The organism is Streptomyces sp. NPDC057654 (assembly GCF_042800135.1).
GTDB lineage: Bacteria > Actinomycetota > Actinomycetes > Streptomycetales > Streptomycetaceae > Streptomyces.
This window is the reverse complement of sequence record NZ_JBHVHQ010000066.1, coordinates 1-18,525: the sequence shown is the minus strand read 5'-3', so window position 1 is coordinate 18,525 and position 18,525 is coordinate 1. Positions and strand designations below refer to the sequence as shown.

At 72.0% G+C, this 18,525-nt stretch carries 20 protein-coding genes, 1 tRNA gene and 1 pseudogene; 10 read left to right on the top strand and 12 right to left on the bottom strand.

Annotated elements, in window-relative coordinates:
* The 3 genes from ACFU99_RS08485 to ACFU99_RS08475 form a co-directional block, all read right to left on the bottom strand.
* Positions 1-801, bottom strand: an 801-nt coding sequence (locus ACFU99_RS08485) for a Stp1/IreP family PP2C-type Ser/Thr phosphatase (RefSeq protein ID WP_384387711.1), incomplete at its 3' end; no start/stop codon positions are given.
* 75 nt (positions 802-876) lie between these two features.
* Positions 877-1,416 carry an FHA domain-containing protein gene (locus ACFU99_RS08480; protein ID WP_384387708.1) on the bottom strand — a complete coding sequence of 180 codons (540 nt, stop codon included), beginning with the start codon at positions 1,414-1,416 and terminating at the stop codon, positions 877-879.
* A gap of 10 nt (positions 1,417-1,426) precedes the next feature.
* Positions 1,427-2,287, bottom strand: a complete 861-nt coding sequence (locus ACFU99_RS08475; protein ID WP_384387705.1) for an FhaA domain-containing protein — start codon at positions 2,285-2,287, stop codon at positions 1,427-1,429.
* A 335-nt stretch (positions 2,288-2,622) separates the two neighbouring features.
* Here ACFU99_RS08475 and ACFU99_RS08470 point away from each other — a divergent pair.
* Positions 2,623-2,706, top strand: a tRNA-Leu gene (locus ACFU99_RS08470).
* 370 nt (positions 2,707-3,076) lie between these two features.
* Complete coding sequence (locus tag ACFU99_RS08465) at positions 3,077-3,904, top strand: hypothetical protein (RefSeq protein WP_384387702.1); 828 nt, start codon at positions 3,077-3,079, stop codon at positions 3,902-3,904.
* 158 nt (positions 3,905-4,062) lie between these two features.
* On the opposite strand, the gene ACFU99_RS08460 is transcribed toward ACFU99_RS08465, so the two are convergent.
* On the bottom strand, positions 4,063-4,407 hold the full coding sequence (locus ACFU99_RS08460; protein WP_384387700.1) for a helix-turn-helix domain-containing protein: 345 nt from the start codon (positions 4,405-4,407) through the stop codon (positions 4,063-4,065).
* A 175-nt stretch (positions 4,408-4,582) separates the two neighbouring features.
* Complete coding sequence (locus ACFU99_RS08455) at positions 4,583-5,251, bottom strand: FMN-dependent NADH-azoreductase (protein ID WP_384387697.1); 669 nt, start codon at positions 5,249-5,251, stop codon at positions 4,583-4,585.
* Positions 5,252-5,400: 149 nt separating this feature from the next.
* On the opposite strand from ACFU99_RS08455, the gene ACFU99_RS08450 reads away from it, so the two are divergent.
* A complete protein-coding gene (locus ACFU99_RS08450) occupies positions 5,401-5,766 on the top strand; it encodes a winged helix-turn-helix transcriptional regulator (protein WP_384387694.1) in 366 nt (121 codons plus the stop codon).
* Positions 5,767-5,834: 68 nt separating this feature from the next.
* On the opposite strand, the gene ACFU99_RS08445 is transcribed toward ACFU99_RS08450, so the two are convergent.
* Entirely contained in the window at positions 5,835-6,269 is a 435-nt protein-coding gene (locus tag ACFU99_RS08445) for a MarR family winged helix-turn-helix transcriptional regulator (RefSeq protein ID WP_384387691.1), read from the bottom strand.
* 153 nt (positions 6,270-6,422) lie between these two features.
* Between ACFU99_RS08445 and ACFU99_RS08440 the strand changes: the two genes are divergently transcribed.
* From ACFU99_RS08440 to ACFU99_RS08425, 4 genes are all read left to right on the top strand, one after another.
* Complete coding sequence (locus tag ACFU99_RS08440; protein ID WP_384387689.1) at positions 6,423-7,592, top strand: hypothetical protein; 1,170 nt, start codon at positions 6,423-6,425, stop codon at positions 7,590-7,592.
* A gap of 84 nt (positions 7,593-7,676) precedes the next feature.
* Complete coding sequence (locus ACFU99_RS08435) at positions 7,677-9,077, top strand: DUF2252 domain-containing protein (protein WP_384387686.1); 1,401 nt, start codon at positions 7,677-7,679, stop codon at positions 9,075-9,077.
* Between the two features lie 225 nt (positions 9,078-9,302).
* Entirely contained in the window at positions 9,303-10,268 is a 966-nt protein-coding gene (locus ACFU99_RS08430; RefSeq protein WP_384387683.1) for a hypothetical protein, read from the top strand.
* Positions 10,269-10,401: 133 nt separating this feature from the next.
* Complete coding sequence (locus ACFU99_RS08425) at positions 10,402-10,746, top strand: rhodanese-like domain-containing protein (RefSeq protein WP_384387680.1); 345 nt, start codon at positions 10,402-10,404, stop codon at positions 10,744-10,746.
* Between the two features lie 260 nt (positions 10,747-11,006).
* Here the strand turns inward: ACFU99_RS08425 and ACFU99_RS08420 are convergent, their stop codons facing one another.
* The 6 genes from ACFU99_RS08420 to paaA all read right to left on the bottom strand — a co-directional run bounded on the left by ACFU99_RS08420 (position 11,007) and on the right by paaA (position 15,886).
* Positions 11,007-12,146, bottom strand: coding sequence for an acyl-CoA dehydrogenase family protein (locus tag ACFU99_RS08420; protein WP_384387677.1), 1,140 nt, complete (start codon positions 12,144-12,146; stop codon positions 11,007-11,009).
* Positions 12,147-12,223: 77 nt separating this feature from the next.
* Positions 12,224-13,402, bottom strand: a complete 1,179-nt coding sequence (locus tag ACFU99_RS08415) for a 2Fe-2S iron-sulfur cluster-binding protein (RefSeq protein WP_384387673.1) — start codon at positions 13,400-13,402, stop codon at positions 12,224-12,226.
* Positions 13,403-13,894 (bottom strand): 1,2-phenylacetyl-CoA epoxidase subunit PaaD, encoded by a 492-nt coding sequence (gene paaD / locus ACFU99_RS08410; RefSeq protein ID WP_384387670.1) that lies wholly within the window; start codon positions 13,892-13,894, stop codon positions 13,403-13,405.
* The gene (gene paaC / locus ACFU99_RS08405) at positions 13,888-14,631 is read right to left on the bottom strand and encodes a 1,2-phenylacetyl-CoA epoxidase subunit PaaC (RefSeq protein WP_384387667.1); all 744 of its coding nucleotides are present in this window, start codon (positions 14,629-14,631) and stop codon (positions 13,888-13,890) included. The genes paaD and paaC overlap by 7 nt, the downstream gene beginning before the upstream one ends.
* Positions 14,628-14,921: a 1,2-phenylacetyl-CoA epoxidase subunit PaaB gene (gene paaB, locus ACFU99_RS08400; protein WP_384387665.1), complete on the bottom strand. Its 294-nt coding sequence runs from the start codon at positions 14,919-14,921 to the stop codon at positions 14,628-14,630. Before paaB ends, paaC begins: the two co-directional genes overlap by 4 nt.
* The gene (paaA, locus tag ACFU99_RS08395) at positions 14,918-15,886 is read right to left on the bottom strand and encodes a 1,2-phenylacetyl-CoA epoxidase subunit PaaA (protein ID WP_384387663.1); all 969 of its coding nucleotides are present in this window, start codon (positions 15,884-15,886) and stop codon (positions 14,918-14,920) included. Before paaA ends, paaB begins: the two co-directional genes overlap by 4 nt.
* Before the next feature lie 251 nt (positions 15,887-16,137).
* Between paaA and ACFU99_RS08390 the strand changes: the two genes are divergently transcribed.
* From ACFU99_RS08390 to ACFU99_RS08380, 3 genes and pseudogenes are all read left to right on the top strand, one after another.
* A complete protein-coding gene (locus ACFU99_RS08390; RefSeq protein WP_384387660.1) occupies positions 16,138-16,857 on the top strand; it encodes a DUF5819 family protein in 720 nt (239 codons plus the stop codon).
* Complete coding sequence (locus tag ACFU99_RS08385) at positions 16,854-18,158, top strand: HTTM domain-containing protein (protein WP_384387657.1); 1,305 nt, start codon at positions 16,854-16,856, stop codon at positions 18,156-18,158. Before ACFU99_RS08390 ends, ACFU99_RS08385 begins: the two co-directional genes overlap by 4 nt.
* A gap of 109 nt (positions 18,159-18,267) precedes the next feature.
* Positions 18,268-18,525: pseudogene (locus ACFU99_RS08380) on the top strand (rRNA methyltransferase); the annotation flags it as partial.

Here is an 18,525-nt window from a genome sequence, read left to right as displayed (position 1 = left end):
CATCTGGAGCTGGTTCTCGGCGACCGCGCCCACGATGACCGGGGTGTCGTTGAACTGGCTCGCGTGCGCCTCGCCGCTGTCGACGTCGAGGACGTCGGCGACGATGCAGGTGATGTTGTCGGGCCCGCCGCCGCGCAGGGCCAGCTCGATGAGCATCTGCACGGTCTCGTGCGGGCCCTGGTAGCTGGCGAGGGTGTCCTCTATCGTCTGGTGGCTGACGACCCCGCAGAGTCCGTCGGAGCAGATGAGATAGCGGTCCCCGGCCCGCACCTCCCGGATGGACAGGTCCGGCTCGACGTGGTCGCCGCTGCCCAGCGCGCGCATCAGCAGGGAGCGCTGCGGGTGGGTGGTGGCCTCTTCCTCGGTGATGCGGCCCTCGTCGACGAGGCGCTGCACCCAGGTGTGGTCCTGGGTGATCTGGGTGAGGACGCCGTCCCGCAGGAGGTACGCGCGGGAGTCGCCGACGTGTACGAGGCCGAGGCGCTGGCCGGTCCACAGCAGGGCGGTGAGCGTGGTGCCCATGCCTTCGAGCTGGGGGTCCTCCTCGACCATGACGCGCAGTTGGTCGTTGGCGCGCTGCACGGCGGTGCCGAGCGAGGTGAGGATGTCGGAACCCGGCACGTCGTCGTCGAGCGTGACGAGGGTGGAGATCACCTCGGAGCTGGCGACCTCGCCCGCCGCCTGGCCTCCCATGCCGTCGGCGACGGCGAGCAGCCGGGGACCGGCGTAGCCGGAGTCCTCGTTGCCCTCCCGGATCATGCCCTTGTGCGATCCGGCGGCGAAACGCAGTGACAGACTCATGCGCACCTCGCCCGTCGGCTCCGGGAACAGCCCCTTTGCTGCCACGCTGCCCACCCTCCGGTCGTCATGGTCCTACTACTTCCGCAGCTCGATGACGGTTTTGCCGATGCGGATCGGCGCGCCGAGCGGGATCGGGGTCGGGGTGGTCAATCGGGTCCGGTCCAGGTACGTGCCGTTGGTGGAGCCGAGGTCCTCGACGATCCACTTGCCGTCCCGGTCCGGGTAGATCCTGGCATGCCTGCTGGAGGCGTAGTCGTCGTCGAGGACGATCGTGGAGTCGTGGGCGCGGCCCAGCGAGATGGTCTGGCCCTGGAGCGCGACGGTGGTGCCGGCCAGGGTCCCTTCGGAGACGACGAGCTTGCTGGGGGCGCCGCGGCCGCCCCCCTTGGCCCGTCGGCCGCCGGACTGCTGGCGCTGCTGCGGCGGCGCGGCGGGCGCGGCCTGCGCCGCGGCCCCTCGCTGCGGCTGCCGGTCCTGGGCGCCGCGGCGCGAACCGCGCTGGGTCACCCGCGTGCCGAACAGATCGCTGCGGATGACCTGGACGGCCACGATGACGAACAGCCACAGTACGGCGAGGAAACCCAACCGCATGACCGTGAGGGTCAGCTCTGACATTGCCCCCGCTTCACCCTTCGGCTTGCCGGTAAACGATGGTGGTACTGCCCACGACGATCCGCGAGCCGTCGCGGAGCGTAGCGCGGGTGGTGTGCTGCCCGTCCACCACGATGCCGTTTGTGGACCCCAGGTCCTGAATTGTCGCGGGGGTGCCGACCCGGATCTCGCAGTGTCTGCGGGAGACGCCCGGGTCGTCGATGCGTACGTCCGCCTCGGTGCTGCGGCCCAGTACGAGCGTGGGCCGGGAGATCTGGTGGCGGGTGCCGTTGATCTCGATCCAGCGGCGGGTCTGGCCGCTCGGCAGGGGGCCGGCGCCGGGCGCGCCCGTACGGGGCGCGGGGCGGGCGGCGGCTCCGGGGGGCGGTGCCGAGGGCATGGGGGGCGCGCCGGAGGGCTGCGCGGGGTATCCGCCGCCCTGGCCGGGGCCGGACCCGGAGCGCGGGGCGGTGGCCCGCTCCGTGTACGGGTTGTTGTCGGTCGGCGGCTGCTGGCTCTCGCTGGAGGCGAGGGTGCGGCTGCGGACCCGGTAGAGGCCGGTGTCGAGGTCGTCGGCCTTCTCCAGGTGGACCCTGATGGTGCCCATGAAGGTGTAGCGCTGCTGCTTCGCGTAGTCGCGCACCATCCCGGACAGCTCGTCGCCGAGCTGGCCGGAGTACGGGCTCAACCGGTCGAAGTCCGGGGTGCTGAGCTCGACGATGAAGTCGTTGGGCACGACGGTGCGGTCGCGGTTCCAGATGGTGGCGTTGTTGTCGCACTCACGCTGAAGAGCGCCCGCGATCTCGACGGGCTGCACCTCGGACTTGAATACTTTGGCGAAGGTGCCGTTCACGAGACCTTCGAGACGCTGCTCGAAGCGCTTCATAACTCCCACCGGGCACCTCCTTCCTCGGTGTCGGGCCGAGTGTCGTCCTGATACTGCTTACTGATCGTATCCACGCGTCGTGGAAACGGCTGGTTCCCCTTTGGAGCCAGGAGTGACGAGTGTCGCGTTCCGTGGCAGTCTCCGCGAGGTTCCACTAGGGATCGTAGAGGCGGCCCCAAGTCAGTGTCCCGCAACCGGGGTGGTCGTCGGCGGAGCGGGCGCTCGACAAGGGATGTGAATCCACCCCCACCGGCGTGCTAATCTTCTGGATGTCGGAAGGCGCTCGCACCAGACACGAACAGGCCAGTTCGGAAGCTGTGAGAGAGTCTGAGGACAGCACCCATGCGCGGGTGGCGGAATAGGCAGACGCGCTGGATTCAGGTTCCAGTGCCCGAAAGGGCGTGGGGGTTCAACTCCCCCCTCGCGCACGTATCGGTGATACGGGTCTCATCGGTCGACGAAAGTCACCGATGGGGCCCGTTTCTCGTTGTCCAGGGGCCGGTGCCTGCCCCTTGGGTCGCTCGGGTCGCTCGGGGCTCTGCGGGGGCGTGCCCGCGACCGTATCCCTTTCATTGTTGGCGGGAATCTTTCTCTCCTGCGGAGGCTTGGCCGGATCGCCGCATGTCGGCGGGGCCGCGGTGGGAGCATCGACCTGTAGTCGCACTGGGGCGCTGTGTAAGGCGTCAAGTCGCGTTGGGTGTGCGGTTGGAGCGCCGCTGGTTCGGATTTCGCCGATTCGGGTGCGTGGAGAGCCTCGTCGTCTGCGACCGGAGTACCGGAGTGGGGGACGATGTGGCGTTGGGCCAGGCGACTTGGCTGACGGAATGGGTCCTGCCCGGGGCGGTGTGCGCGGGGGTGGCGTGGGTGGGCCTCGTCTACCGCTTCCGTGAGGACGGGCGCCTGCTCGGTACGGTCCGGTCGGCGGCGCTGGCCGTCTCCGTCGTGCTGTGGACCTCCGGAGTGGCGGCGCTGGCCAGCGGCTTTCTGCTGCCGCACGCGTCGAGCGTGCCGCCGATCGCGGTGGGCGCGGTGGCCGGTTCCGGTGTGGTCCCCAGAGGGCGCGGGGAGCAGACGAGCGGGCGCGCGCTGCTGGCCGTGCTCACGCTGGGCGACTCACTGCTGCTCGCCGGCCTCGCGCGCCGGCTCCAGGAGGACCGGGCCGACTGGTGCGACCGGCTGGTCGGCGGCTTCCACGACTGCTGGGATCTTGACCTCTTCTCCGACGAGGTCAAGCGGCACCTGCTGATGCGCGTCGACGTGCGCGGGCGTACGCAGCGCAGCCGCAGCCTCATCCGGCGCGAGATCACCGACCGCTACAAGGACGTGCAGACGGCGGCGCAGAAGTGGGCCAAGGCCGAGACGGACATCGGCAAGACCTGCCTCCAGCAGTGCCGGCCGCGCACCCGCGAGGAGGAGCGGCGCGCGAAGCGGGCGTTCGGGGAGGCCGAGCAGCACTGCCGGCATCTGCTGGAGCTGGCGCACACGTACGGGAAGCGCAGCAGCGACCGGAAGATCGCCGACCTGAGAGCGCGGCACCTGCCGTTGCGGCACCCGATGACCCTGCCCGGCGTTCCCAGGCCCCGCAGACGCATCCTGGCCGTGCTGTTGTGGCAGCACCGGCGCTGACCTGACCTGACCTGGGCTCGGCACGGCATGGGAGGCGTGAGCGGGCCCGTACGCGTACGTGAGTGAGTCCGCAGCCTCATACGGCCGTGTCGCGTGAGCTGTGTCCGTATGCCCGTACGGCCGTGTGTCCGTACGACCGTATGGCCGGTGACAGGTGGTCAGCGGTAGGTGGGCACGAAGCGCTGCCGGACGGAATCGGCCTCTGGCACGGATGCCGCCGTCGCGTCCGGACTGTCCGCCGGGGGAGGGTCGTAGAACGATATCTCCACGTGGGCGTCGAGCGACTCGGCCACCGCGGCCAGCGACCGCAGTGTGAGATTCTCGTCGCCGGACAGGATCTGACTGACCCGTCCGGGGGATACTCCCAAGCAGTCGGCCAGGTCCTTGCGGGTCATGCCGCGCTCCGCGAGCAGCCCGGCCAGGGACGCCGTGGCCTGTCTCGCCAGACGGGCGCCTGCCAGCTCCGCGGCACGACCGTGCTCGGCACTGTTTCGCCAGGCCATGGCGTACCCCCAAGAAGCTAGGCGGACTCTGGCGTCCTCGTCTCTAGAAGGATGCCACCTTTAGGCATGGCTAAAAGCTTAGTTTCAGCTAAAGATTGCGCCACTCTCGCCGATCACCGCCTGCCACCCCGCGCTGACCAGCGGCGACGGGGCGGCCGACGGTTTTCGGTCATTCTCAACTCTGCGGCTGCGCAGCGGAGTCCGCGTGGCGGGCGGCCAGTTCCTTGCCCTTCGCGGCGGCGGCTTCGAGGGCCGCGGCGCGGGACTTCTCCGCGAGCGGCACGAGGTCGGCCATCGCCGGGTTGACGTGGGCGAGGGTCAGCTCCGGGACGATGAAGTCGACCTCGGCGCCGAACATGGTGAACACCTTCTCCAGGTAGTTCTGCACGAACTCGAAGCCCTCGCGCGGGGTGCCGGGCGCGTACGAGCCGCCGCGGCTGGCGACGACGGTGATCGGGGTGCCCGCGATGGACTGCTTCTCCCCCGCGGTGCGGCCCATGATGATCACCTGGTCCAGCCAGGTCTTGAGGGTGGAGGGGATCGTGAAGTTGTACATGGGCGCGCCTATGAGCACCGCGTCGGCGGCTTCGAGCTCCTCGACGAGCTCGGTGCGCCGGGCGGCGGCGGCCTGCTGGGCGGGGGTGTGCTCGGCCGGGTCGACGGAGCCGGCGGACGCGGCGGCGGCGTCGAAGTGCGGCAGCGGGGCGGCGGCGAGGTCGCGGTAGACGACCGTGCCGTCGGGGTGCTCGGCGAGCCAGGCGTCACGGAAGGCGGCGGTGACGGTGCGGGAGGCCGAGGCCTCGGTGGGGAAGAGGGACGAGTCGAGGTGCAGCAGCGTGGCCATGGGTGCTCCAGAGCGGGAAGGGCGTGATGGCGCCGGTGATGTCGGCGTTTGCGCAGGTCCGCGGTTGGGCGGTTCTGCGTACGTAGCTATTGATAGCACAGCAGCTTACTTTTTTATAGCCCCGCACGGGAAAGCAGTACCCTGTCCGTATGGCGGACCGCGGGGAACAGCAGTGCAAGAGCGTCGATGTGGGGATGACGCGCGTCTTCGAGCTGTTCGGCAAGCGCTGGACGGGGCTGATCGTGGCGACGCTGATGCCGGGCGAGGTGCACTTCGCCGAGTTGCGGCGGGCGATCCCGGGGATCAGTGAGCGCATGCTGTCCGACCGGCTCACGGAGCTGGCCGGGGCCGGGCTGGTGCTGCGTGAGGTCGACGCGGGGCCGCCGCTGCGCGTCGCCTACCGGCTGACCCCCGCGGGCGAGGCGCTGGACACCGCGCTCAAGGAGCTGGGGCGGTGGGCCGAGGAGCACCTGGCCGACGCGAGCGGGTGTCCGGAGGGGCTGCGGTCGCGGTAGCTGTGCGGGGCCTTCTGGGGGCCTGCGGGGTCCTCCGGGGGTCCTTCGTGGGTCCTCCGGGGAGTCGCTCACTCCATCGCTTCCTGCGCGGCGTTGTAGCGCAGCAGGTACGAGGCGAAGCGGTCGAGGTCGGCCTCGTCCCAGTCGGCCAGGCGCTCATGGAAGGCGACACGGCGGCTGGCGGTGACGTTGCCGAGCATCTCGGCGCCCGCGGCCGTGAGATGCAGCACCTGTACGCGGTGGTCGTCGGGGTCGACGCGGCGCTCGACGAAGCCGAGCCGCTCCAGCGCCGAGACCTGCCGGCTGACCGTCGACTTGTCCAGCAGATAGTGCGCGGCGAGGTCGGTCGCGCGGCATCCCCGCTGGTCCTCCAGATGGGCCAGGAGCGTGAAGGAGACGAGCGAGAGCTCGGGGTGCATCCGGGCGGCCGTGGCGCGGGCCCGGCGGGCGAACGCGGTCATCTCGCGCTGGATCGTCTCTACGGAGTCGTCTCGATGGGACACGGGGGCTGCCTTTCGTTCCACTGGTTGTATAGTACAACCTGAAGTGAGGGTTGTAGAAGCCAACCATTGGGTCGATCGTCGGGCCGGCAGTCGAGCCGGCCGTCAGGGAAGTCCGAAAAACCGAGAAGTCCGAGAAGTCCGAGAAGGCCGCCCATGAGTTCCGCCCACCGCGCCGTTCCGGCCGGTCCGGCCCGCCGCTTCGGCGACGCCGCCGCCCTGCGCCACGTCCTCACCCATCTGATCACCCCGCTGCTGATGTGCGTAGGCATGGGATTCGCCTATCTGGGCGCCTTCGCGCACCCCGCGCCGCACCAGCTGCCCGTGGCGGTCGTCGGCTCCGGACCGAGCGCGCGGCTGCTGGCGCAGACGCTCAACGACTCGTCCGGCGGCGATCTCATGGTCCGTACGGTCGCCGACCGGGGCGAGGCGGTGCGGCAGCTCAAGGAGCGGGACGTCTTCGGCGCGTACGCCGCGGGCACGGCGCCGGAGCTGCTCGTCGCCACGGCCGGATCGGACACCACCGCCTCCGCCGTGCAGAAGGTCTTCACGCCCGTCGCCGCGGCACAGGGCGCGCCGCTCAAGGTCACGGACGTCGTGCCGTCGTCCGAGGGCGACCCGACCGGGCAGGGCGTCTTCTTCCTGCTGGTCGCGGTCAGCATCGGCTCGTACGCCTCGGTCGCCGTGATCGGCGGGGCGGGCGGCGCGCTGCCGATGCGGCTGCGGGCGCTGCTGGCGGCCGGCATGTCGCTGGTGGTCAGTGTGATCGGCGCGCTGTTCGCGGGGCCGGTCTTCCACCTCGTCGACCGCGGGCTGTGGGGGGTGTGGGGCATGGCCTGGCTCTACTCGGCGGGGATTCTGCTGATCGGCACCGGCCTGCACGTCTTCCTCAAGCGGTGGACCACGCTGGGGGTGATGGCGCTCTTCGTGATGCTCAACTTCACCAGCTCCGGCGGGGTGTTCCGGCCCGAGTTGCAGAATGGATTCTTTGCGGCGCTGCACTCCTTCTGGAACGGCGCGGGCTTCCTGGAGGGCACGCGCAGCCTCGTCTACTTCGACGGCGCCGGGCTGGGCGGGCACGTGTGGACGCTGGCGCTGTGGCTCGTCGCCGCGCTGGCGGTGCTCGGCGCGGCGGGGGCGGTGGAGTCGCGGCGTGCCGGGCCGCCCGCTGAGCCCTCTGCTGTGTCTTCCGCTGTGCCTTCTTCCGCTGCGGATGACCGGGACGCGGGAGCTTCGGAGCAGGCAGGGGATGGCGTCGGAGGGGCGCGGGAGCAGCAGGAGCAGCAGGAGCAGGAAGAGGAGATGGAGGAGGCGGTCGGGGTCTGACCGTTGTCAGTGGGGAGCGGTACGGTCATGGACAGTTGACGTTGCGTGACGCTGTGCCATGGGGTGAAGGGGGAGGTGGCCGCGATGTCGCGACTGCCGTACGTACCGGGGTTCGCACGGCTGGGAGGAAAGGGCCGGGACGGCGCCGAAGCGCCGAAGGCGGCGGGGAAGGCGCTGCGCGGGCGCGTGGCGCGGCGCGACCACGCCGAGCTGGAGTTCGGGGCCGGGCGGCCGGGCGCGGTGGAGGCGGTCCAGGAGTCCAACGCCGGGCGGCTGCCGGAACTGGTGCCGATCCGGGTCGGGCGGATGGCCGCCTCCCCGTTCGCCTTTCTGCGCGGCACGTCCGCGCTGATGGCGTACGACCTGTCGACCACGCCCGTCACCGGCGCGGGCGCGCAGTTGTGCGGTGACGCGCACGCCGCCAACTTCGGGCTGTACGGGGACGCGCAGGGCCGGCTCGTCATCGATCTCAACGACTTCGACGACACGGTGCACGGCCCGTGGGAGTGGGATCTCAAGCGGCTCGCGGCGTCGCTGGTGCTGTCCGGCCGGGAGACCGGCGCGGACGCGGACGCCTGCCGGGGCGCGGCGCGGGACGCCGTCGGCGCGTACCGGCGCACGATGCGGCTGCTGGCCGGGCTGCCCGCCGCCGACGCGTGGAACGCCGTCGCCGACGAGGAGTTCGTCTCGCAGGCCGACGCGCGGGACTTGCAGGGTGCGCTGCGGCTCGTCGCCGAGAAGGCGCGGCGCAACACCGGGGCGCGCTTCGCCGAGAAGTCGACGCGGCGGCTCCCGGACGGCACGCGGCGGTTCGTGAACGCGCCGCCGGTGCTGCGGCGGGTCCCGGACGAGGAGGCGGCGGCCGTGGCCCGCTCGCTCGGCGGGTATCTGCACTCGCTCCCGGAGGACCGGCTGCCGCTGCTGGGGCGGTACGCGGTGCACGACGTGGCGTTCCGGCTGGTGGGCACGGGGAGCGTCGGGCTGCGCTCGTACGTGGTGCTGCTCCTGGACCACCGGGACGAGGCGGTGGTGCTCCAGGTGAAGGAGGCCCGGCCGTCGGCGCTGGTGCCGCATGTGGAGAAGGCCGGGTTCGTGATACCCGAGGTCGCGCACGAGGGGCGGCGCGTCGTGCGGGGCCAGCAGCGGATGCAGACCGTCAGCGACACGCTGCTCGGCTGGACGACCGTTGAGGGGCGTCCGTACCAGGTCCGGCAGTTCCGCAACCGCCAGGGGAGCGTGGACCCGGCCGCCCTCGAACCCGGCCAGATCGACGACTACGCGCGGATGACGGGCGCCCTGCTGGCGCGGGCGCACGCGCACAGCGTGGACCCGCGGCTGATCGGCGGGTACTGCGGCAAGAGCGAGGAGCTGGACGAGGCGGTGGCCGCGTTCGCGGTGGCGTACGCGGACCGGGCGGAGGCGGACCACGCGGAGCTGGTGGAGGCGATACGGGACGGGCGTATGCCGGCTGAGACGGGGGTGTGAGGGGCTTACGGGCCGAGGGGCGTACGGGCCTGGGGCCGGGTGCTTACGGGCTGGGGGCCCGGCGTGTACGGGCTTGGGTGCTGGTGCTGGTGCTGGTGCTGGTGCTGGTGCCGGTGCCGGTGCGGTACGGGCTCGGGTTCCGGCTCGGGTCCGGTCTGCGGTATCCCGGGTGCGGAAACTCGGCCCGGCACCGGAAAACCCCGGCTCGTTTGAGACGCTGTACGGGTGACGAACCCGGAAGCCGAGCAGGCGCAGCCAGAGGCCGAAGACCACTCCGCAGATTCGGCCGCAGGCCGGGCGGCCGGTGCGGGGGGCGGCCGTACTCCTGGCGACGGCGGCTCGGGCCACGGCGACGCCGGCTCCGACGATGCTGCTGGTGGTGCGGCCGGTGGGTCGGGTGGCGGCGTCGGCGGCGAGGAGCGGGCGACGGACCGGCTGGAGCAGGCGGTGCGGACGGCCGAGCAGGCGCTGATCGAGTTCGAGATCGCGGTGGAGACGTTCCGGGTGGAGGTGGAGAACTTCTCCCGCCTGCACCACCAGCGGCTCGGCCCGATGTACTCCCGCCTCGACGAGCTGGACGCGCTGGTCGCGGAGGCCGTCGCGGCCCGTACCGGCGACGCGGAGGACATCCGCCGCGCGCGGGAGGCGCGGTCGCTGGTGCAGCCGATGCCGCAGGTGGAGGAGTTGTTCGGGGGCTGGATGGACTCCGAGGGGCTGTCGCCCGAGGCGTCCTCGATGCTCACGGAGCGGCCGGTGCAGCCGCCCAAGCGGGTGCGGCCGAGCGAGGAGGCGCGACGCGTCTTCCGGGAGCTGGTCCGCAAGGCGCATCCGGACCTGGCGCGGGACGAGGCGGACCGGGAGCGGCGCGAGGCGTTCATCGTGCGGGTCAACGCCGCGTACGGGGACGGCGACGAGAAGACGCTGCGCACGCTCGCCGAGGAGTGGGCGGCCGGGCCGGTGGCCGAGGAGCGGCGGCCGAGCCGGAGCGAGGAGCTGTACGCGCGGCTGGAGTGGCTCGCGCAGCGCAAGGAACTGCTGGCCGTGGTGGCCGCGGAGCTGGAGAACAGCGCGATCGGCGCGATGATCAAGATGGCGCCGGAGGACCCGGACCGGCTGCTGGAGGAGATCGCGGAGCGGTTGCAGGCACAGGTCGCCGAGCGGGAGGCGTATCTGGCCTCGCTGGTCGGGTAGCTTCTTCCGGCCCGACCCGGCATACGAACTCCGACCCTGGATCCAGCCGGCCCCGACTGCGGCCCCGACTGCGACCCCGACTGCGGCCCCGACTGCGACTCCGATCCCGATACGCGAACCGAGAGAGGCTTCCATGAATTTCGCCCAGGTCCCCGAGGTGGACGCGGCGTCCGTGCCGTCCGACGGCTTCCTGCTGGACGTCCGGGAGAACGACGAGTGGGCGGCCGGTCACGCCGAGGGCGCTCTGCACATCCCGATGAGCGACTTCGTCGGCCGCTACGGCGAGCTGACCGAGCAGGCTCCGGAGGGCGGCAAGGTGTATGTGATCTGCCGCTCCGGCGGGCGGTCGGCCCAGGTCGCGCAGTATCTGCTCCAGCAGGGGCTGGACGCCGTGAACGTCGCCGGGGGCATGCAGCTCTGGGAGGCTTCCGGCCGCCCGGTGACGGACGGCGCGGGCGGCGCCGGCTCGGTCATCTAGCCGGCGGCCTCCCGGCCGGGAGGCCGTGCCGCACGTGGTCATCGGCGCGCCCCGGACCGTGTAAGATCATTTACGCAACTCCGGTTCACGGACCGGGAGTCGCGCGTCTGTGGTCCAAGGCAAGACGCCCGCCATCCAGCGGGAAATGCAGGTGCAAGGCCTGCCGGGCGCTCCACGCGAAGGCCCCGTACTCGGTGAGCGAGTACGGGGCCTTCACCGTTCTCCCGCCCCGCCCCGCTCCGGAGTCCAGGGGGGCGTCGTCACCCGAGCGGGTGGGCCGCGATGAGGTCGCCGAGGGTCTCCTCGTGGGCGGCGGCCGGACCGAGCGAGAGCTCCAACTGCTTGGCCCAGGCGTGGTAGCGGTGCAGCGCGTAGTCGGTGTCCGCGCCGAATCCGCCGTGCAGGTGCTGCGCGCTCTGTACGACGCGGCGCACGCCTTCCGCCGCCCAGATCTTGGCGACGGCGATGTCCGCGGCGGCCGGCAGCGGGCCTCCTGCCGTGGGGTCGCCGAGTCGCCAGGCGGCCTGCCAGAGGGTGGCTTCCATGGCGCGCAGATCGATGTAGCGGTCGGCGGTCTGGACGGCGACGGCCTGGAACGTGGCGATGGGGAAGCCGAACTGCTCGCGCTTGCCCGCGTAGTCGCTCGTCATGGACAGCACGGCCTCACCGAGGCCGAGTGCCAGCGCGCAGGTGCCGGCGGCGAGGAGGCAGCGCAGCCACTCCCAGCAGCCGTCGGCCGTGATCATGTCCTGGGCCGGGACGTGCGCGGCGTCGAGGCGCAGCCGCGCATACCGCTCGCCGCTGGTGGAGACCTGGTCGTCGAGTGTGAGGCGCTCGTGGTCGCGGGGGACCAGGGCGAGGACGGCGCGGCCCTCGCCGGTGTGGGCGGGCAGCAGGGCGAAGTCCGCGGCCTGGGCCCAGGGAACGGCGGTGTGGACGCCGTCGAGCACCCAGCCGCCGTCGTCTTCCCGGCGCGCCTCCACGGAGAGTTCGGCCGGGTCGTGGCCCGTACGCCCGTTGGACGCGACGGTGATGACGGCTTCCCCGCGGCCGACGCGCGGCAGGAGCTCGGAGCGCGCCACGTCGCCGCCGTAGGTCTCCAGGGCCAGCGCCGCCGCGCTCGTCTCCAGCAGCGGCACCCGCGCGAGCACCTTGGCGGACTCGCGCAGCACGAGGCAGAGCGCGATGGTGTCGAGCCCCGCCCCGCCGCGCTCGGGGGCGAGCAGCAGGCTCAGCAGGTCGGCCTCGGCCAGGCGGCGCCACAGCGGCCGGTCGAAGTCGTCGGCGACGGCGCCCGCGGTGAGCGCCGGGCTGGGGACGCTGTCGGGGGCGACGCCGGAGAAGACCGCCTTCGCCGCTTCGACGGCCGCCTGCTGCTCCTCGGTGAAGGTGAAGTCCACTGCCTGTCCTCCCGTGCGCCCCGACTGAACTGACGGGTCGTCAAGGTAGAACAGGTTGCAGGAATTGGGAATGGGGTTCAGCGGTCGAAGTCCAACTCCACCCTCTCCGTCGCCGGATGCGACTGGCAGGCCAGCACATACCCCGACTCGACCTCCTCCGGCTCCAGCGCGAAATTCCGGTCCATCCGCACCTCGCCCGAGACCAGGAACGCCCGGCAGGTGCCGCACACCCCGCCCTTGCACGCGTACGGAGCGTCGGCGCGGTTGCGCAGCACCGCGTCCAGCAGCGATTCCCCGTCCCGCACCGGCCACTCGCCGCCGCGCCCGTCCAGCGTCGCCGCGACCGAACTGCGCTCGGGAGCCTGTGCCCCGACGGCCGTGACGGCTCCGGCGGCTCCGGCGGCTCCGGCGGCTCCGGCGGCCCCGACGGTCCCGGTGGGCGCGCCCGCGGCGGTGGTGCCGGCTGCGGCGTCCAGCGGCACCGCGACCGTCCCGTCCTCCACATGGAAGATTTCCTGGTGCACCCGGCGCCGGTCGACCCCGAGCCCGCGCAGCGCCCGCTCGGCGCTCTGCACCAGACCGTACGGCCCGCACAGGAACCAGCCGTCCACCTCGCCCACCGGAAGCAGCGCGGGAAGCAGCGACGACAGCCGCTCCTCGTCCAGCCGCCCGGACGCCAGACCCGCCTGCTGCTCCTCGCGGGAGAGCGCGTGCACCAGATGGAAGCGGTCGGGGTAGCGGTCCTTGAGGTCGGCCACCTCCTCCAGGAACATCGTCGACGCGGCCGTGCGGTCGCTGCGGATCAGGCAGAAACTCGCGTCGGCCCGGCGCGCCAGCAGGGTCGCGGCGATGGACAGCACGGGCGTGATGCCGCTGCCGCCGACCAGCGCCGCGAATCGGCCCGCCCTCGGCTCCAGGACGAAGCGCCCGGCCGGTGCCATCACGTCCACCGTGTGGCCGACGGCCAGCTCCTTGAGCGCGTACGTCGAGAACTCTCCGCCCTCCACCCGCCGCACCCCCACCCGCAGCGACCGCGGCCCGTCCGGGTCTGTCACCGGCGCGCAGATCGAGTACGTGCGCCGGACCTCCGTGTCGTCGACGAACAGCCGCACCGCGACATGCTGGCCCGGCGTGTAGCGGAACGTCGCGCGCAGCTCCTCGGGCACGGCGAAAGTGAGGGCGACCGCGTCGTCGGTGAGGCGGTCGACCGCCGTCACCCGCAGCGGGTGGAAGGCGCCGTGGCGGGCCCCGGCCATCTACAACTCCTTGAAGTGGTCGAAGGGTTCGCGGCACGACTCGCAGCGGCGCAGCGCCTTGCAGGCCGTGGACGAGAAGCGGCTCAGCAGCGTGGTGTCGGTCGAGCCGCAGTGCGGGCACCGGATGGCCAGCCGGAGCGCGACGGACCCGCTCGCGGTCGGCCGCGGCGGCGCCACGCCGAACTCCGCCAGCTTGCGGCGGCCTTCGGCGCTGATCGCGTCCGTGGTCCAGGGCGGCGAGAGGACCGTACGGACCTCGACCTCCGGTATGCCGTGGTCGTGCAGCACCCGCTCGATGTCCGACGACATCGTCTCTATGGCCGGGCAGCCGCTGTACGTGGGCGTCAGCTCCACCTCGACCCGGCCGGGCCCGAGCACATGCAGATCGCGCAGCACGCCCAGCTCGGAGAGGGTGACCACGGGCAGCTCGGGGTCCGGCACGGAGCCCGCGAGCTCGCGCAGCTCCGCTTCGAGGGCGGTGTCGGTCACCATGTCGCCCCCGGGTGGCTGCGGTGCAGATGCTGCATCTCGGCGAGCATCCGGCCGAACGCCTCGGTGTGGATGCCCTGCCGCCCGGCGCCCGCGCTCCAGCCGCCGCGCCGCGGGCCCGTCGGCAGCGTCAGCGTGGCGCGCTCCACGACGTCGGCGACGCTCGTCTGCCAGCCCTCCCGCAGTGCGTCGACGTCTGTCTCCAGCCCCTCGACGGGCTCGAAGAGCTCGCCGGTGAACCGCCACAGGGCGTCCAGGCCGCGCTGCATCCGCTCGTGGCTCTCGGCCGTGCCGTCGCCGAGCCGCAGCGTCCAGTGCTCGGCGTGGTCCCGGTGGTAGGCGACCTCCTTGACGGCCTTCGCGGCGATCGGCGCGAGCGGCCCCTCGCGCTCGGCCAACTGCCCGTACAGCAGCGCCTGATAGGTCGAGAAGTACAGCTGCCGGGCGATGGTGTGCGCGAAGTCGCCGCGCTCCTGCTCGACCAGCTGGGTGTTGCGGAAGGCGCGCTCCTCGCGGAGGTAGGCCAGCTCGTCCTCGTCGCCGACGAGGGAGAGCAGCAGCCTCGCCTGGCCCAGCAGGTCCAGCGCGATGTTGGCCAGCGCCACGTCCTCCTCCAGCACGGGCGCGTGCCCGGCCCACTCGCCCAGCCGGTGGGAGAGGACGAGCGCGTCGTCGCCGAGGGCGAGCGCGGCCGCCGTCGTCCGGCCGCTCGCCGTGGTCGGGCTGGTCGGGCCGCTCACAGGTGCCGCACCCCCTCGGGGATCTCGTAGAACGTCGGGTGGCGGTAGGGCTTGTCGGCGGACGGGGCGAAGAACGGGTCCTTCTCGTCCGGCGAGGAGGCGGTGATCCCGGCGGACGGCACCACCCAGATCGAGACGCCCTCCGAGCGGCGGGTGTACAGGTCGCGCGCGTTGCGCAGGGCCATCTCGGCGTCCGGCGCGTGCAGGCTGCCGGCGTGGGTGTGGGACAGCCCGCGGCGGCTGCGCACGAACACCTCCCACAGCGGCCAGCCCGATGCGGATGTCGTCATACCCGTGCCTCCCCGTGCTTGGCGGCGTACGCGCTCGCTGCCTCGCGGACCCAGCCGCCCTCGTCGTGGGCGCGCCGCCGCTGTGCGATGCGCTCTTCGTTGCACGGCCCGTTGCCGCGCAGCACTTCGTGGAACTCGGACCAGTCGATCGGCCCGAAGTCGTACGCCCCCCGCTCCTCGTTCCAGGTGAGGTCCGGGTCGGGGAGGGTGAGTCCGAGCGCCTCGGCCTGCGGGACGCAGATGTCCACGAAGCGCCGGCGCAGCTCGTCGTTGGAGTGCCGCTTGATCTTCCAGGCCATGGACTGGGCGGAGTGCGAGGACTCGTCGTCCGGCGGGCCGAACATCATCAGCGACGGCCACCACCAGCGGTCCACGGCGTCCTGCGCCATGGCGTGCTGGGCCGGGGTGCCCCGGCTCAGGGCGAGGAGCAGTTCGTAACCCTGGCGCTGGTGGAAGGACTCCTCCTTGCAGATCCGCACCATCGCGCGGGCATACGGCCCGTACGAACAGCGGCACAGCGGGACCTGGTTGGTGATGGCGGCGCCGTCCACGAGCCAGCCGATGGCTCCGACGTCGGCCCAGGTCAGGGTGGGGTAGTTGAAGATCGAGGAGTAGCGCTGGCGGCCGGCGTGGAGCTTGTCGAGCAGCTCGTCGCGGCTGGTGCCCAGCGTCTCCGCCGCGCTGTAGAGATACAGGCCGTGGCCTGCCTCGTCCTGGACCTTGGCCATCAGGATCGCCTTGCGGCGCAGGGACGGCGCGCGGGTGATCCAGTTGGCCTCCGGCTGCATTCCGATGATCTCGGAGTGGGCGTGCTGCGCGATCTGCCGCACCAGGGTGGCGCGGTAGGCGTTGGGCATCCAGTCGCGCGGCTCGACGCGCTCGTCCGCGGCCACGGTGGCGTCGAATGCCGCTTCCAGGGCCGGCTCGTCGTACGCCGCTTCGGTGTCCGGCGCCATCGTCGTCATGCGGTGCCCCCTGGCTCTCCACTGGCTGTGTCGTCGGGTCGTCGGGTCGTCGGGTCACCGGGCGGGGACGCGGTCGCGCGGTGGTGCGTGCGCGGACGTCCAGCCAACCGACCGATCGTTCGGTTCAATGGTGTGCCGAGCGCTCGTAGGGTGTCAAGCCTGTGGATAACTGAAGGAGTGCTGTGCTCGGCGCAGAGGCGTGGGTACGGTTCCGTGACACAGCGGGGACGCAGAGGCGCAAAGACGCAGAAGTGCGGAAGCGCAGAAGCGCGAAAAGGCAGACGGTGCGCGGGATCGGGGCGGGTGTGGAGCCGGACGAGCATGAGCCAGCACGTGGAATCGCCGCGCTCTCCCTGCCCGCCCGCATCGCCGTGGCCCTCGGCGTCGCGGTCGCGGCCGTCGCCGCCGCCATCCATATCGCGATGATGTTCTTGCAGGTCACGCCCCCGAACACGGTCACCAAGAAGCACGGTGCGGCCGTCGACGACTACGTGTTTCCGGAGTTCGAGCAGAACTGGAAGCTCTTCGCGCCCAACCCCCTCCAGCAGAACGTCGCGGTGCAGGCGCGGACCGAGGTGCGCCGCGCGGACGGCCGCCTGGCGACGGGCGGCTGGGTGGATCTGACCGCGCAGGACGCCGCGGCCATCCGGCACAACCCGTTCCCCAGCCACACCCAGCAGAACGAGCTCCGCCGGGCCTGGGACTCCTACGTCGCCAACCATGACGCGGAGGATCGGCCGAACGGGTTGCGGGGCGAGCTGTCCGAGCAGTACCTCCGGCGCGTGGTCATGCTCCGCTTCGGCGCCGAGCGCGACGGCGGCAGGGTGCAGCGGGTTCAGCTGCGGTCGGCGACGACCAACGTCGCCCCGCCGTCCTGGAGCGACGAGAAGACCGACCTCAAGACCGCGTACCACGAACTGCGCTGGTGGCCGGTGACCACCGCCGACCTCCCGGAGGCCAAGAACCGGTGACCGACTCCCCCGAGCCCCCGGCCGCCGAGCCGCCCGCTGCCCGCTCCTCTGCCGACCGGACCCCCGCCGCCGAGCCGCTCGCCGTCCGCCTCGACCGTGTGCTCACCGGCGCTCTGGCGCGCGTCACCGGGACGTCCATCGGCCCGTACCAGACCGCCGTCATCCGCATCGGCTTCTCCTTCACCTGGCTGTTCTTCCTGCTCCGCGAGTGGCCGCACCGCCATGAGCTGTACGGGCCGGGCGGTACGTGGAACTGGGAGATGGCCCGGCGACTGGTCGCCGACAACCATTCCTTCACGGCTCTGGTGTGGTCGGACGGCCGCCTCTGGTTCGAGGCCGTCTACTGCCTCGCCATCGTTTCCAGCGCGCTGCTGATGCTCGGCTGGCGCACCCGCACGATGTCCGTGCTGTTCATGCTGGGCGTGCTGTCGATGCAGAACCGCAGCGTCTTCGTGGGCGACGGAGGCGACAACGTCATCCACCTGATGTCGATGTACCTGGTCCTCACCCGCTGCGGACAGGTGTGGTCGCTGGACGCCCGGCGGGCCCGGCGCGCGGGCGAACGGGGGCGGCCGGGCCGGGACGCGACCGGCGTCGTGCTGTGGGCGGCGACGGGCCTCGCCCTGGCGACGGCCCAACTGCTAGGCGCCGTCCACCTCTCCTGGGCGGCGGACGGCCCCCTCCCCGGCCTCGGCTGGGCGACGGTGCTGTGGGTCCTGTGGCTCGTACACGCCGCGTGGTGGCTGGTGCGGCGGTACGCGCCGGGGGAGCCGCGCACCGTGCTCGACGCGTTCGCCCATCTCGCGCACAACAGCGCGCTGTTGGTGATCATGGTGCAGGTCTGCCTGATCTACGCGACCGCCGGCTGGTACAAGGTCCAGGGCTCCCGCTGGCAGGACGGCACCGCGCTCTTCTACCCGATGCACCTGGACTACTTCTCGCCGTGGCCCGCGCTGTCCGACGCCCTCACCAGCAGCGGCGTCATGACCATGGCGGTGACCTACGGGACGGTCATCGTGCAGGTCGCCTTCCCGTTCACGCTGTTCAACCGGCGGATCAAGAACGTGCTGCTGGCGCTGATGATCGTCGAGCACCTCTCCATCGCGTTCTTCCTGGGGCTGCCGTTTTTCTCCCTCGCGATGATCACGGCGGACGCGGTCTTCCTGCCGACGAACTTCCTGCGGGCGACGGGGCGCCGGATCGGCGGCCTCCGCGCCCGGCTGCCCGCCGTGCGCACGGCGGCGCTGCCCGCCCAGCGCGCGGGCGACGGCGAGGCGTCGCCCCGGACGCTCGTGGGCTGAGAGGCGGGCTGAGCGGCGGGCTGTGCGGTGGGCTCTGCGGGAGGGCTGTGTGCCGAGAGGGCGCAGTGTCGCCCGACGCCTCGTGAGGTCACCTCCGTAGGCTGAGGGAATGATCGAAGACGAGGCGCCGGCCGCCGCCGAGCGGTGGCGGGCGAGCGCGCCCGGCGCCGTGCTGCTCGACGGATTCCACGCGCTCAAACACGCCCTGCGGTTCGGCGCGGACGTGCCCCTGGCGCTCGCCGCCGACAAGGACTCCGTCCTGGCGCTCGCGGACGAGCTGGCCGACGACCTCACCGAGGCGCTGCGCCGGTCCGTCGTCGAGGTGCCCGCCGCCACCCTGCGCGAACTCGTGCCCAGGCTCCACCCC

What these genes read in the sequence shown, in the direction of transcription:
- ACFU99_RS08460 (WP_384387700.1), bottom strand. Translation starts at nt 4,407, where the DNA reads ATGGCCTGGCGAAACAGTGCCGAGCACGGTCGTGCCGCGGAGCTGGCA.
- ACFU99_RS08455 (WP_384387697.1), bottom strand. Translation starts at nt 5,251, where the DNA reads ATGGCCACGCTGCTGCACCTCGACTCGTCCCTCTTCCCCACCGAGGCC.
- paaA (WP_384387663.1), bottom strand. Translation starts at nt 15,886, where the DNA reads ATGACGACGATGGCGCCGGACACCGAAGCGGCGTACGACGAGCCGGCC.
- paaB (WP_384387665.1), bottom strand. Translation starts at nt 14,921, where the DNA reads ATGACGACATCCGCATCGGGCTGGCCGCTGTGGGAGGTGTTCGTGCGC.
- ACFU99_RS08425 (WP_384387680.1), top strand. Translation starts at nt 10,402, where the DNA reads ATGAATTTCGCCCAGGTCCCCGAGGTGGACGCGGCGTCCGTGCCGTCC.
- paaD (WP_384387670.1), bottom strand. Translation starts at nt 13,894, where the DNA reads ATGGTGACCGACACCGCCCTCGAAGCGGAGCTGCGCGAGCTCGCGGGC.
- ACFU99_RS08435 (WP_384387686.1), top strand. Translation starts at nt 7,677, where the DNA reads ATGTCGCGACTGCCGTACGTACCGGGGTTCGCACGGCTGGGAGGAAAG.
- ACFU99_RS08415 (WP_384387673.1), bottom strand. Translation starts at nt 13,402, where the DNA reads ATGGCCGGGGCCCGCCACGGCGCCTTCCACCCGCTGCGGGTGACGGCG.
- ACFU99_RS08440 (WP_384387689.1), top strand. Translation starts at nt 6,423, where the DNA reads ATGAGTTCCGCCCACCGCGCCGTTCCGGCCGGTCCGGCCCGCCGCTTC.
- ACFU99_RS08450 (WP_384387694.1), top strand. Translation starts at nt 5,401, where the DNA reads ATGGCGGACCGCGGGGAACAGCAGTGCAAGAGCGTCGATGTGGGGATG.
- ACFU99_RS08480 (WP_384387708.1), bottom strand. Translation starts at nt 1,416, where the DNA reads ATGTCAGAGCTGACCCTCACGGTCATGCGGTTGGGTTTCCTCGCCGTA.